Consider the following 14567-nt stretch of genomic DNA (forward strand, 5'->3'; position numbering starts at 1 on the left):
CAAGTTACACGCCAAAAACACAAGCGATTGATTAATAATAACTTTAATATAATAGACTTTAATTATCACAGGTAAAACAAGTAAAGGCGTCTCCAAATAACAACAGGATAAAAACCCCACCTTTAAAACAGTTAAAATCCAACTTAAAACAAAAATAAAAGCTTTAATTAATAAGTACTTACAACAAAAATAGCTCTCCGTCACCACTGTCTCAAAATAAAGACACCCTTGTTTTTACTTTGTTTTTATCATAAAAAGGGCATCTTGGTGCAATAAATCAAAATCGCTAGGCTAAACTTGATGACTCTTCTTAATAAGCGACAAAAAAGTAAGTTATTACTAAAAAAATTAACGCTGCCCTTTTTAAGCTTTAGTCAAGCACTGCTTGATAAAATATCTATTAATAAATTGACGTTAATTGGCTTTACCTTTGTCGCTATGCCCTTAGTGATGGCATTACTTTTTAGTGCGAATAAAGTCAGTAAATTAGCCAAGCAAAGTACCAGTGCTATTTATCATGTTGCACAATTAACACAATTAAACGGTAAGTTAGTCGATACTATTGCTAAAATAGAGCGCTCTGCTAGTCAGTACTTAGTACTTAAAGACGATGAATTACTTACTTCATTTAACCGCCACCATAAAACGTTAAATGATATCATCGAAGAGACCTTAACAAGCCAGCAAGACCCGATATTAATAGAGCAGCTCAGCTCACTACAGATTGAAAATAAGAGAATAGCTCTGCTAATGTTAAGTGATTTGACTATCACTTTAACGTTAGCGCAGATACAACAAGAGTTTAAACAGCTACACCTTATTAATCATCAACTAGAAAAACGTAGTAATTTGGTTGTTAATGAACACGTATTAGCTATTCATCATACTACCGAAGATATTAGTCAACATATCCTTGCGCGCTTATATATTATTCCGGTGTCTTTACTTATTGCCGGTATTTTTATCATTTTGATCACCAACCCCTTAAGAAGACTAACCGATAAGATTAATCTGTTAGAACAAGGAAATTTTGAACAGACTATTAACTTACACGGACCTGTTGAAGTAATCGCCATAGCCGAAGCATTGGAGAATATGCGTCAACGATTACACGCACTAGAGTTGCAAAAATCGAGTTTTATCCGCCATATTTCTCATGAATTAAAAACGCCATTAGCTGCCATCAGAGAAGGCACTGAATTAATTTATGATAAAAGTGTAGGGCCACTCAACGACGACCAACAAGAAATATGTAATATTATTCGTGCCAGCGTTAATCGCTTACAGCGCTTAATTGAAGATTTACTTGATTTTAATATTGTCTTAGATTCAACCAGCTTACAGCGTTTAGAAAAAATTAGTCTGCCAGCCTTATTAACGGATGCTTTTACGGTTAGAAAGCTCGATATTAAATCTAAAAATTTAACCATCGTTTGTGATAACCATGCTTGCTTACTTTACAGTAACAGTAAGCAACTCAGTGTTATTTTAGATAACATTCTGTCTAATGCGATAAAATACTCCCCTATAGACGGTAATATCACGATTACTTACCACACGACTAACGCGCACATTATTGTTAAGGTTATTGATCAAGGCCCGGGTATCGATCCCTCATTGAGCGAAAAGGTATTTGATGCCTTTTACCAAGGAAAAGCCCCATTAAATAGTCAAATAAAAGGCAGTGGTTTAGGCCTTACTATTGTTAAAGAGTTATTACTGCGCCTCAACGGCAGTATTAAAATAATACCGGCAAAAGAAATAAATACGGCTAATAAAACCGGCACCTGTGTCATATTAAGCTTACCGAATACACCATTAGACCAATAGAAAATAAACCCTTTATAATGAAAACAACGGCCACTGAAACAAAGCATCTAAAAACAATGATCCTAAAATCTATGTATTTCAACGTGCAGCGAGCTAAGCAAGGTATTTCATGGGCATCTATTATACTCATCACCTGCTTATCAAGTGCCTGTCAACTAACCGCGCCGCTAAGTAATATTACCAGTGACTCTATTAACTATAGTCAGTATTACTTGTGGTTAAAAAGTTTGGATAATGAACAGCTATTACAAGAAGAGCAGCTATTATTAACAAGCCAACAAGACCAAGAAGATACTCCCTTTAGGCAAGGTAAATTTATTTTATTGTATAGCTTGCCAAACCCTGTGCTTTATCAACCTTACAAAGCAAAACGGTTACTCAATGAGCTTTTATTAGTCAGTCATAATATGAGCCAAGATAACGTGGCTTTTACCATGCTATTAAGAGATCAACTGAACATTCAGTTAAAATTACTTGAAAAAAAAGTGCGAGCTGGCGAAGCCTTTACTAAACAACAACATGAACAACGCTTAACAATCGAGCAATTAACTAAGCAATTACAGCAAGTAAACCAGCAATTATTGTTGCTTAAGCAAATTGACCAAAATATTAACCAGCGAGGCTAAAGAGAGAAAATTTTATGAGCCTAAACAGCCAACACGTGACCCCTGATTCAGCAAAAATACTTATCGTAGATGACGATCCAAGCTTATTACGTTTACTCGGTATTCGTTTATCAGCTGCTGGTTATCATGTTGAATCAGCAGCCAATGCCAAAATAGCTTTAGGCACCTTACAAAGTTTTATTCCGCAAGTTGTAATTAGTGACTTGCGTATGGAAGGTATGGACGGCATGGCCTTATTTGAACAAATTAGAATACAGCACCCTAATATCCCTGTCGTTATTATGACCGCCCACGGCACTATTCCAGATGCGATTAACGCCACTAAACAAGGGGTATTCAGTTTTTTAACCAAGCCCTTTGAAAGTCAAGAATTGCTAGATACAGTGGAGCAAGCAATACGCTTACAGCCATCAAGTAGTGAACAGACAGATAAAAGCGAGCAATGGCGTAAAAACATTATTAGTCGCAGTACAATTATGACGTCACTTTTACAGCAAGCCAAGCAAGTTGCTAGCAGTGACTTTAGTGTACTGATTCACAGCCAAAGTGGTACGGGTAAAGAACTGTTAGCAAAAGCAATTCATCAAGCTAGTAACAGAAAAGATAAGGTGTTTACCGCCATCAATTGTGCCGCTATCCCTGAGCAATTACTTGAGTCTGAGTTATTTGGTCATGTTAAAGGCGCATTTACCGGCGCAGAGCGTAATCACCAAGGTTTATTTCAAGCAACCCATGGCGGTACTTTATTTCTAGATGAAATAGGTGATATGCCACTGAGTTTTCAGGTCAAATTATTACGGGTTTTACAAGAAAGAGAAGTGAGACCTGTCGGTAGCACGCAAGCGATAAAGATAGATGTTCGTATTATATCGGCAACCCATGTTAATTTAACGCAAGCCATTAAAAAAAATACTTTTAGAGAAGATCTGTATTATCGCCTTAATGTCGTCGAATTAGAATTACCCACTTTAGCGCAACGACGAGAAGATATTCCTTTGCTCGTAAAGTACTTTCTAGCGCAAGCCGTAGCTCGATCAAACATGCCGATAAAAAGTATCTGCCAAGAAGCCATGGAATTACTCATTAGTGCACCTTGGCCCGGTAATATCAGACAGCTGCAAAACGTCATAGAGCAAAGTATTGCCTTGTCCAGTGAAAGTGTTATCAGCGCTAATTTAGTGAAAAATGCACTGCGTGATGATTCAACTCAGTTACCTTCTTTTCAACAAGCACGTGATCATTTTGAGCGGGATTATCTATCAAAATTATTAAAAATTACCGCCGGTAATGTCTCTCAAGCCGCACGTATTGCTCAGCGCAATCGAACTGAATTTTATAAGTTATTAAATCGTCATCACTTAGTTGCTGAGTCATACCGCGAAGAGTCATGATTCATACTTATGTAGATAAGCACTTAGCTAAATAATTAACGAGGTTATTGTGCTGTCATTCTATTACCCAAGCTTATCAAGTCAAGCTACATCGTCGTGTAACTTGGGGCTGATATGCTTGGCTTGATTAACGGTAACGTCTTGATAGAAAATTAATCATCAACCTTAGCCGCTAAGTCAGTCGCTAGTATTTTTTTAACGCCCTCAAGATAAGCATCATATTTTTTCCAGTTACCTACTGAGTTATTATGAATAGGACTACGTACTTGCAATGCGCTAGCAGTGGCAACTGGCGCGGAATTCTGGTGAATATTTAGGCATTGTTCTTGCCAGCCAAGACCGCAAAACTCAATCAACTGCTTGGCTTCATTTAAAGGATCGTTAACCAACTTCTCATAATTGATGAGATAAAAATTATCAGGGAAAAGCGCGAGCCATAATTTCGCTAATTCTTTAAATAATAAATAATACTCTGTGGTAGTTTGCAAATCATAGGCGTAATTGTAATTTGACTGATTAACGGCAAAGAGTTGTCTGAAATTACTAACAATGGTATCTAGTGGATTTCTATCTAAGCAGATAATTTTTGCGTTTGGTAATGCTTGTAGAATAAAACCAACATAAAGAAAGTTTAACGGCATTTTATCAACAAATTTTGCGGTTTTACAGGTCACTGCCCGCGTACTATTAATATAAGCTTGACCTAGTTCAGCAAAATTTATATGTTGCGCTGCACGCACCGTATCGCGATCAATAATACGCTTACTGCTGCTTTTACTCATTTTTTTAACAAGTAAGCCAAAGTTTTGTAACTCCCCTGCACTGCTTACCTCACTATGGTGTGAAATAATGCGTTCCACTAAGGTAGTACCTGATCTGGGCATACCCACCACAAATATGGCCTCATCTGTTGAAAAGCCTTGAGAAGGTGAATATTCACTCCCTTTAAATTGACTGATAAGGCTTTTAAATAGTGCTTTATCTTCATCAATACTATAACTAAATTCTTTGCTCTTAAACTTTTTGGCGCTGTCTAAATAATGAAATGCCTTATCAAAATCGCCTAATACTTCATATTCACGTGCTAAGGCATGACCTATATATAATCTGTCCTCTGCTTGTTGCGTTTGTATAAACAATTGCTCAAGTAAAGGGATATGATTACAGTCTTTTGATAAACCACCTAAGCCAGTTAATCCAGCATGTGCTTTGTAATAATTTGGCGCTATTGTAATAGTTTTTTGGTAAGCTTTTTTAGCCCCCTCAAAATCACCAATAAACTTTAATGAGGTTGCTAAATTAAAAAAATAACTAGGGTTTTTATTATTAATTAATACTGCTTTTTTAAGAAAAACCACTGCTTTTTCATGTAAACCTATATGGCTATACGCAACGCCAAGGGTGTCTAAGGTTAATGATGATTGCGGCGGTAACTGGGCAATTAATTTAGCGGTAAATTCGGCAAAGTGCAGCGCTTCAATAGGGTTATTATCAAGCGCATAATGCTTGGCAAGTTGTGATAAATACTCAGGGTTGTTTGGAGCAAGAGCATTGGCCTGCTCAATTAATACGATAGCTTTTGCTACGTTATCATGAGCGCTAGCTATCATAGCTAATAAAAAATAAGCGTCCGCAAAATACTTATCTTGCTGTAAAATTAACATCAAATGCTGGTGGGCTTGTTGATACAAACCTTGATTTAACGCTTGTTGCGCTTGCTGGTGTAATACTTTTATTGTGCTAGGCATAGGAGTAATACTTAATAAGGCAGTAAAAATACAGTAAAAAGGCGTAGTATTATATCAATAACACTACGCCTTTCTTACTCAGTGACTCTTTTCAGTTAACTTAACGATAATTATATATCGAACAAGTATTCAAAACGCGCACCGATTTTACGTGGCGTAATTAAATAATGTCCATAGTTACGCTGTATATTAGCACCGTTAGCGGTCGTTATATCGGCATCTGTTCGACGAACCGAGCTGTAGCCATATTTATCGAACATGTTATCTACATAAAAAGTGACTGACCAAACCTCTTCAGAAAAGCGTGCCGACATATTACTTAACGCATAACCTGGCAAGGCTTCACCATTATTACGTAGACCTACTTTAGAATAAACATCACTTTGATAGGTTAAGCCATAGTTAATAGCTAACCCAGTACGGCCAAAAATTTCAGTAGAATACGTTGCCCCTAATGCAAACTGTTGCTCTGATGAGCCGGGCAAGCGATCACCTGCTAAACCAATATCAAGGGTATCACTGGTTAATTCAGCGTTAGTATAAGCATATGTTGCATAAGCGATAAGACTATCCGTTAACATCGCTCTACTTGAGATTTCAATACCTGATGCCTCTGCTTCACCAGCATTAGAAATATAAGGTTGTTGACCAACTTCCGTCGCCCCTTCAATTTGAGCATTATTCCATTCAACCATAAATAGTGCGGCATTAAAGTGTAATTGGTTACTAAACCAAGTGCTCTTAAAGCCTAATTCATAGTTAGTGGTAGTATCTGGCGCATATAATAACTCATCAGGTTGAGCGCAAACACTTTGCTGCTGCCCAATATCTTCATCACAAGCCGCTATACCGTTAGAGCCACCAATACGAAAACCTTCACTGACAGTAACATACCCCATAACATCAGCACTAAATTGATAACTGGCATTGACCTTAAATAAACTACCACTGTCATCCGCTTTATATTTTTTTAGCGTTAAATCAATCAATGTTGGGTCATAACTGGCATCAACAATAGTCTTTGATAACGGCAAGTCCGCATCAGATCGAGCAACCACATCATATTGATAGAAGCGAGCGCCCAACATTAAGGTTAATTTATCCGTTATGCTATAAGTTAACTCGCCAAAAAGTGCTGATTCAGTCACCTTAGTTTTATCGACTGAAACATACTCTAACGAGTCAGGACGTAACTGCACTGCGCCAGAGTTATCAACAGCGTATTGATCGAAGCCAGGTGTATATTCACGCGTATCGAATAGGCTTTCATACTGATTATAGTAACCACCGACAATCCAAGAAAGTGCTGAATCACTGGTAGAAACTAAACGAAGCTCTTGAGTGAAGTTTTCAGCTTCATTGATTTCACGGGTAAAAGCAGAAAAAGCCGGAAACTCTTCATAGCCATAGTCTAAGCGAATCAGCAAATCAGTTTGATCACGTTGGCCATGAGCTTCAAACTCTGAATACCCTGTCGCGGAGGTTAATTCAGCAAAGCCTAAATCAGCGGTCATTTCTAAACTCACTAAAGTATCTTCTTTTTCTCTTGGCTCTTGATAGCGATAAGCTGATTCATACTTACCCATCACACTAGATAAAGGGTTATCCTCACTTAAGCTATCATTATGGACAATAGAGCGGCCGCCAATATCTTGTTTTTGATAAAAGTAAGATAAGGTTGCATCAAACACATCACTAGGTTGCCAGCGAATCATCGCTTTTGCTGTTGTAGTGTGTTCGAAGTTAGCATCTTTAACCTGTTTAAGATTACTATTAACCGCGTCAGCATCTGACCAATCAGGATCAGGCAACGAAACGCCACCTTCACGAACGACATAATTGTAATCAACATAACCCGGCTCATTCAAATAGTTAACGGCAAAGCGTACCGCTAATTCATCATCAATAAGTGGTGTATTAAAAACAAAGCCACCTTCACCGCCAATATCATCACTTTCAGAAAGGGTAAAAACATCACCATAAAGCGAACCTGACGTTTCATCTAATACCGGTTTATTTGGCAAGTAGCGAATAGCGCCACCGAGTGTACCAGCGCCATATAATGTCCCCTGTGGGCCAATTAACACCTCGACACGTTCAACATCAATAAGCTTCATATCAATAACAAGAGGAATTTCACCAATATAAGTGGCGACAGTACCGCCATCAGAATCAGGGCCCGATGAATTAGTATTTAAACCACGCACAATAATAGGAGAGCCCGTACGACCACCTTGATCGGCAATACTTAAACCTGGTACCCAACGAGCAACATCTGACAACTGGGTTATATTTTGATCTTTCATCACATCACCATCAAGTGCAGTGATATTTAATGGTGCTTCTTGTACCGTAGAGGCACGACGAGAAGCCGTAACATTAATAACCTCTATACCTGTTACCGTCGGTTTAGCAACCGTGTCTTGTGCATAGCTATGTAGCGGTAGAGTTAACGCTGAACTAAGTGCCATACATAAAGCGGACTTTTTAAATACCCGCGAACTTCTTACTTTCATGTGCTTTATTCCGAAATATTAAGTAGATGTTTTTCTAAGGAGGGAATGGCGACATTCGCTATAAATATTATTTTTTATAGTTCCGAGCCGTCATCTTGGGCGTGATTATATATGTTTATGCTTTTTTATTGAATAAATACCTACACTAAGTTAATGATATTTTAGTGAGTAGAATTGTTTGATTAGTGAATGCCAAGGCCATTGGCTAAAAAAAAGCGCTAGTGATTAATAATAATTAATCACTAGCGCTTATAAAAAAAGAGGTCACTGTGAGGCTAGTAAATACTAACTGAGACCAGTACAGCCATCAGGTAAAAATACTATGATAACAGTCTAGCTTGTAACCACGTTGAAATATCAGTAAGTTGCTCTGGTAATACTGAATGTTCCATTGGGTAACTTTGCCAGCTGACGTTATAGTTGGCTTCGTTGAGTAAGGCATTAGCCATTTTACCTGCACTGATGGGCACTACAGCGTCTTGCTCACCGTGGTTTTGTAAAATAGGTGTTGTGCTATTAGCACTATGACAATGCTCTGGTAGTGTATCTGCGGTAGGCAAATAACAAGATAAGGCTAAAATTCCCGCTAAGCTTTGCGAAAATCGTAAGCCGGTGAATAAACTTAATACACCGCCTTGACTAAAACCAGCAAGAACAATATTTTTAGCGGCTATACCTAAATCAATTTGCTCTTGAATTAACCCTTGTACTAGCTTTTCAGAGGCTAACACACCTTCCATATCAGCACGGTTATGTAAGTCCATACTTTTAATGTCGTACCATGAGCGCATCACATAACCTTGGTTTATCGTGACTGCTTGTTCAGGCGCATGCGGGAAAACAAAACGAATACCGTGATTTTCTGGTAAAGCTAGCATAGGCACAATAGGTGCAAAACCTGCACCTGAATCGCCTAGACCATGTAACCAGATCACACAGGAGTTTGCGGGAGAGCTTGGCTCAAGAGTGATTCTTTCAAGTGATGTTGCTGACGTAGACATAGTACCCAATAGTTTTGTATCGATAAAAGATGCCATATCATAGCAATGGTTGATGCTGCTGGCAAAACAGCATTGCTATGGCGCGAACCAATAGCGTTATAAAAAATAAGCGTAGCAATTCATATAATGATTATCACTATTCGTTGATCTATTTCGGGCATACTTAGCCGCTCTTCATTACAATGAGGGGTATTAATCATGTTTAAGGTCTGCAAACGATGCAAATCACCAACTTAGCAACCGAGCAAAAAACACCTGCGTTATTACGTTTAGGTTTTCGCCCTTTTTTTCTAGGTGGTGCTATTTTTGGTGTTTTTACCATTACCTTATGGTTACTCATTTATAAGGGAGCCATTAGCTTATCGCCTTTAGGTGACGGATATTGGTGGCATATTCATGAAATGATTTTTGGTTTTAGTGGCGCTATTATTGCTGGTTTTTTATTAACAGCGGTGCAAAACTGGACTGGTGTTAAAGGCGTTCAGGGCAATACGCTACTCGCTTTATTTTTACTCTGGTTAGCGGGTCGTATTTTTTTAGTGATACCTGAGTTACTTGGTACTACCTTAACCAGTGTGGTTGATTTACTTTTCCTACCCGCGGTTGCTTATATTTTGGCTAAACCCATTATTGCGGTAAAACAGTACCGTAACTTGTTCTTTATACCTCTGCTAGCTTTATTCACTGTCGCTAATTTAGAAATGCATTGGGCAATTTATGCCCCTGACACAGTCAGTAGTGTCTATTCTGGTTATGCTGGGGTAATGTTAGTGACGTTGTTAATGTCTGTTATGGCAGGGCGTGTTGCGCCTATGTTTACCGCTAATGGTACCAATACACCTAAAGCCACACCGCTACCTTGGTTAGATAAAGCCGCTAATGGCTCGTTAGCCATCATTATGCTTAATTTATTACTACAACCTATCATGGGTTTTTCATCGGATTTTTTTGCTGTAATGCTGATTATCGCTAGTATTTTTCAAACAATACGTTGGTTAAGGTGGCGACCTTGGATAACCTTAACCGTCCCCCTATTATGGTCTCTTCACGGCGCGATGAAATTTATCTGCTTTGGATTATTTGTGCTTGGTATCAGTTATTTAATACCAGAAGTACCTAGCAAGCATGTCTGGCATTTGCTCACTATTGGCGGTATTGGCGGTTTAATTTTAGCGATGATTTCACGTGTGTCTTTAGGACATACCGGTCGTCCATTAATACCACCAACATCAATGACTATTGCCTTTATATTGATAAATGTAGCAGCCCTTGTCCGTACTTTTGGTCCTTGGTTAGCTCCTGAAAAAACCTTATTGTTTATTGATATCAGTGGCGGCTTTTGGTTATTAGCCTTTGGGTTATTTATTGTCAGTTACGGCCCAATGTTAATTAGCGCCAGGAAAGATGGCCGCCCCGGTTAACGCTAGGCGTTTATGCTCGCTGTTTTATGTTAAATTTTTATATTAATAACTTAGGTCGCTCTATTGAACTGCCGAAGTTATGTTATTAGACTACTCTTCTTAAACTGGTATTCCCTATAGAGTAAACAATATGCACGCTGTATTTTTAGATAAAAACACCTTTAGCGCTGATGTAGATTTTTCATCTATTGAACACCAACTCACTAGGCTAACTTGTTATGAAAGTACTCCTCCTAGTGAGGTACTAGCGCGCTGCCTTGATGCCGATATTATCATTACCAATAAAGTGCTGTTAAGTGCAGAATTATTATCGGCGTTAACGAAAACAAAGCTAATTTGCATCAGCGCTACCGGTTACAACAATGTCGATATTGACGCTGCCAATCGCTTAAATATTGCCGTAACCAATGTTAGTGGTTACGCAGGGCCCGCGGTTGCCCAATATGTATTTGCTCAACTACTTGAATACCATCAGCAAACAAGTCATCACAATAGCAATACCGAAAAAGGCTTATGGTCAAACAGCAATGCTTTTTGCTATCACGGAAAAACCATTAATGAATTAGCCGGCAAAACCTTAGGTATTGTTGGTTATGGTAGTTTAGGTAAAGCGGTTGCCACTATCGCTCAGGCCTTTGCGATGAAGGTAATTATTAGTGAGCGCCCTAGCGCGAGTGTTATTAGAGCAGATAGAGTGAGCTTTGAGCAACTAATAACACAAGCTGACATTATTAGTTTACATTGCCCAGAAACAGCTGAAACTAAAAGTTTAATCAATAGCGACGTACTATCACGTATGAAAAAAAACGCGGTGTTGGTCAACACGGCTCGAGGCGCATTAATTGATGAAAACGCGTTACTTAACGCGTTAAGAAATAAAGAAATTGCCTATGCCATTTTAGATGTGTTATCACAAGAGCCACCACAGGCTAACCACCCACTGCTTAATAGTGGTTTGGAAAATTTAAAAATCACCGCACATATTGCTTGGGCCAGTATTGAAGCACAGCAGCGTTTAATTGACTTATTAAGCCAAAATATTATCGCGTTTAGTCAAGGCAAACGATTAAATCGTTTAAACTAAGTTGAACTAAGTTAATGATGAAAAATAACAAAGTCACCTACCTACCCTTAACCGCTGAATATTTTCCTCAGGTTATTACACTCGCTAATCATGTCCATGGTGAGGGGTATTTAGACCAACAAAAAATAGTAAAATGGACCACCAAAGGTATAGTCAATAACATTAATACTAGTTTTGTAGCCGTTATTGATAACCAGGTTATCGGTTTTCGTTGTACTTATTCAGCTAAACAGTGGCAAATAGATCAATGGTGTACGCCAGCATTATGGGCTATTGATAGTGACAAGTGTTGTTATTTCAAATGCAATACTGTTGATGAAAAGTATCGCGGCTTAGGCATTGGTAAGCGATTATTACAACTTGCGATTAACGCTGCGAAACAACAAGGTGCTCACGCAGGTATAAGTCACTTATGGAAGCAAAGCCCACATAATAGTGCGATCTCATATTTTAGCAAATGTGGTGGGATATTAATAAAGTCCCACCCTGATAAATGGCATGAAGAAAGTAAACAAGGTTATCACTGCATTTTATGTGGTGATGATTGTCATTGTGAAGCCGCTGAAATGATAATTTATTTTGAGAAGGCTGTTGAAAACACTTTGGGTAGTGACTTTTAAAACAACTGCCAATCAATGGGCGTTATTTGATGTTCAGTTAACCAAGTATTAGCCTTAGAGAAATGCTTACAGCCAAAGAAACCTCTATAGGCTGATAATGGTGAGGGGTGTGGTCCCATTAAAACCAAATGCTTATCTTGATTAATATTTTTACCTTTTTTATGCGCATGTGCGCCCCATAAAATAAATACACAGCCTTCATTTTTGTTATTTAATTCATTAATAACCTGCTCAGTAAACCTTTCCCAACCCAATTTAGCATGCGAGTGTGCATTGCCTTGTTGTACCGTTAAGACCGTATTAAGTAATAACACCCCTTGCTCAGCCCAAGACGTTAAACAACCGTGATTGGGTATGGTAAAACCGTCAATATCAGTGAGTAACTCTTTATAAATGTTAGCTAGTGATGGCGGCACCTTAATGCCCGCTTGTACCGAGAAGGACAAACCATGTGCTTGCCCTTCTCCATGATAAGGATCTTGTCCTAAGATCACCACTTTAACATCGGTTAAATCAACATAATCAAAGGCGCTAAATACCTCTTGCTCAGGTGGATAAATATCAATACCTGACGCTCTTTGCTTGGCGACTTCACTCACTAATGCTTGAAAGTAATCTTGCTGCGCTTCATGATTAATTAACTGCTGCCATTGGGGTTTTATCATCATATTTTCTCTTCTATATTTGCTAATATTGATTTTGACAAGGACGCTACACGCAGGTAGCTTATTAGAGAATGCAGGAGCACGTTTTCCTGAATAATCATGCTCTTCAATCAATGCCTTGCCGCTAAACCTTTTAATTATCGCTGAGTGGGAGAGCACTTAATCAACTGGGTATTATTATAGCTTCTGGCGTTTTATAATTTTATACAGGCGTTTTATAATTTTATACAAAAGCAAAAAAGCCATCAGCTAAGTGATGGCTTTTATTTATTACGTTAGTATGTACTTAGTATGTACTTAGTATGTACTAAGTAAGCTAGTTAAATGGCTAAATAGCTTCACTTAATAAATAGCTACGTAAATCGCTGAAATTTGCCGCAAGGTCTTTCGACAAAATAGGTTCGCCCGCACAATCAGCAAGTTCTTTGGGTAAGCCCAATGGTTGCCCAAGAATACTTTCAACAACTTCTTTAAACTTAGCAGGGTGAGCAGTACCTAAAAACACACCAAACTCACCTTCCGTAGCGCTGTATTGTAATGCTTTATAAGCAACAGCAGCATGTGGTTCACTTATGTAACCTAACTTACTCAGTTGAATAACCGTAGATTGTGTTTGCTCTTCATCAATCGATACCGAGCTAACACAGCCTTCTTCAACAATACCACTTTTAAGCATATGCTCAACACGTGGCCAGTTATTTGGGTTACTCACATCCATAGCATTTGAAATCGTAGCGACGGTTGTATTAGGTGTCCATTGCCCTGTTTCTAAGTAACGCGGTACCGTGTCATTCGCATTAGTCGCAGCAATAAAGCGTTTAATAGGTAAGCCCATCGCTTTAGCAAACAAGCCTGCGGTTAGGTTACCAAAGTTACCACTTGGAATAGAGAACACTATGTTACTTAAATCGCTTTTGGCACGAGATAGTTGTGCAACTGCTTCAAAGTAATAACATACTTGTGCTAATAAACGACTAATATTGATTGAGTTAGCTGAATTCAAACCAATAGTATTGGCTAATTCTCGATCATCAAAAGACTGCTTAACTAAAGATTGGCAATCATCAAAATCACCCTCTACCGCTAATGTTTCAATATTACCGCCCAGTGTAGTGAACATTTTTTCTTGTAGTAAGCTAATTTTACCTTTCGGGTACATGATCACAACACGAATGTTATCAATACCATGAAAAGCATGCGCAACAGCAGCTCCAGTATCGCCTGAGGTAGCGGTTAAAATAGTTAACGGCTTAGTTTCACCACTGGCTTTAGCATCTTTAGCAACAAAAGCTTGTAGACATTTAGCCATAAAGCGGGCACCAAAGTCTTTAAATGCTAATGTTGGACCATGGAATAACTCTAAAATAGCGCGCTCTGGGCTAATAGGCTGTAATAAAGCAGGAAAGTTAAAGGCATCAGTAATAATGTCAGTTAATTCTTTTTTAGTTAAATCACCTTTAACAAAGGGTTGTAATATTTTAACGCTTCGCTCTACCAAAGGCATAGCCAGTAATTCGTCTATATTATCTAGTTTAGGCATAGATTCTGGAAAAAATAAGCCCTGATTTTTACCTAAGCCTTGCTTTACCGCTTGGGCGAAAGTTACCTGTTCGCTATTTTCTTTTAAATTATAATATTTCACTATTTTTCCTAATAATCTGTTTA

General features: G+C 38.4%; 11 protein-coding genes. 6 read left to right on the top strand and 5 right to left on the bottom strand.

Annotation, left to right across the window (positions count from 1 at the left end; translation table 11 throughout):
• Positions 1–300 precede the first annotated feature (300 nt).
• From FCS21_RS00885 to FCS21_RS00895, 3 genes are read left to right on the top strand one after another with little or no spacing between them, the layout of a single operon-like run.
• Entirely contained in the window at positions 301–1830 is a 1530-nt protein-coding gene (locus tag FCS21_RS00885; protein WP_138620104.1) for a HAMP domain-containing sensor histidine kinase, read from the top strand.
• A 56-nt stretch (positions 1831–1886) separates the two neighbouring features.
• Positions 1887–2456 (top strand): hypothetical protein, encoded by a 570-nt coding sequence (locus tag FCS21_RS00890; RefSeq protein ID WP_171035608.1) that lies wholly within the window; start codon positions 1887–1889, stop codon positions 2454–2456.
• Between the two features lie 14 nt (positions 2457–2470).
• The gene (locus FCS21_RS00895; protein WP_281279939.1) at positions 2471–3847 is read left to right on the top strand and encodes a sigma 54-interacting transcriptional regulator; all 1377 of its coding nucleotides are present in this window, start codon (positions 2471–2473) and stop codon (positions 3845–3847) included.
• Between the two features lie 152 nt (positions 3848–3999).
• On the opposite strand, the gene FCS21_RS00900 is transcribed toward FCS21_RS00895, so the two are convergent.
• The 3 genes from FCS21_RS00900 to FCS21_RS00910 all read right to left on the bottom strand — a co-directional run bounded on the left by FCS21_RS00900 (position 4000) and on the right by FCS21_RS00910 (position 9148).
• Positions 4000–5595, bottom strand: a complete 1596-nt coding sequence (locus tag FCS21_RS00900; RefSeq protein WP_138620106.1) for a tetratricopeptide repeat-containing sulfotransferase family protein — start codon at positions 5593–5595, stop codon at positions 4000–4002.
• 110 nt (positions 5596–5705) lie between these two features.
• Positions 5706–8111, bottom strand: a complete 2406-nt coding sequence (locus FCS21_RS00905) for a TonB-dependent receptor (protein ID WP_138620107.1) — start codon at positions 8109–8111, stop codon at positions 5706–5708.
• Positions 8112–8431: 320 nt separating this feature from the next.
• Complete coding sequence (locus FCS21_RS00910; RefSeq protein ID WP_246046935.1) at positions 8432–9148, bottom strand: alpha/beta hydrolase; 717 nt, start codon at positions 9146–9148, stop codon at positions 8432–8434.
• A 182-nt stretch (positions 9149–9330) separates the two neighbouring features.
• On the opposite strand from FCS21_RS00910, the gene FCS21_RS00915 reads away from it, so the two are divergent.
• The 3 genes from FCS21_RS00915 (at position 9331) to FCS21_RS00925 (ending at position 12237) form a co-directional block, all read left to right on the top strand.
• Positions 9331–10533: an NnrS family protein gene (locus tag FCS21_RS00915; protein ID WP_138620108.1), complete on the top strand. Its 1203-nt coding sequence runs from the start codon at positions 9331–9333 to the stop codon at positions 10531–10533.
• Positions 10534–10663: 130 nt separating this feature from the next.
• A complete protein-coding gene (locus FCS21_RS00920; protein WP_138620109.1) occupies positions 10664–11617 on the top strand; it encodes a D-2-hydroxyacid dehydrogenase in 954 nt (317 codons plus the stop codon).
• A gap of 14 nt (positions 11618–11631) precedes the next feature.
• Complete coding sequence (locus FCS21_RS00925; RefSeq protein WP_222927936.1) at positions 11632–12237, top strand: GNAT family N-acetyltransferase; 606 nt, start codon at positions 11632–11634, stop codon at positions 12235–12237.
• Here the strand turns inward: FCS21_RS00925 and ung are convergent.
• Positions 12234–12902, bottom strand: coding sequence for a uracil-DNA glycosylase (ung, locus tag FCS21_RS00930; RefSeq protein WP_138620499.1), 669 nt, complete (start codon positions 12900–12902; stop codon positions 12234–12236). The genes FCS21_RS00925 and ung overlap by 4 nt on opposite strands.
• A gap of 328 nt (positions 12903–13230) precedes the next feature.
• Positions 13231–14544 carry a threonine synthase gene (thrC, locus tag FCS21_RS00935; RefSeq protein ID WP_138620110.1) on the bottom strand — a complete coding sequence of 438 codons (1314 nt, stop codon included), beginning with the start codon at positions 14542–14544 and terminating at the stop codon, positions 13231–13233.
• Positions 14545–14567: the final 23 nt, after the last annotated feature.

This window comes from Colwellia ponticola, from assembly GCF_005885605.1.
GTDB classification, from domain to species: domain Bacteria; phylum Pseudomonadota; class Gammaproteobacteria; order Enterobacterales; family Alteromonadaceae; genus Colwellia; species Colwellia ponticola.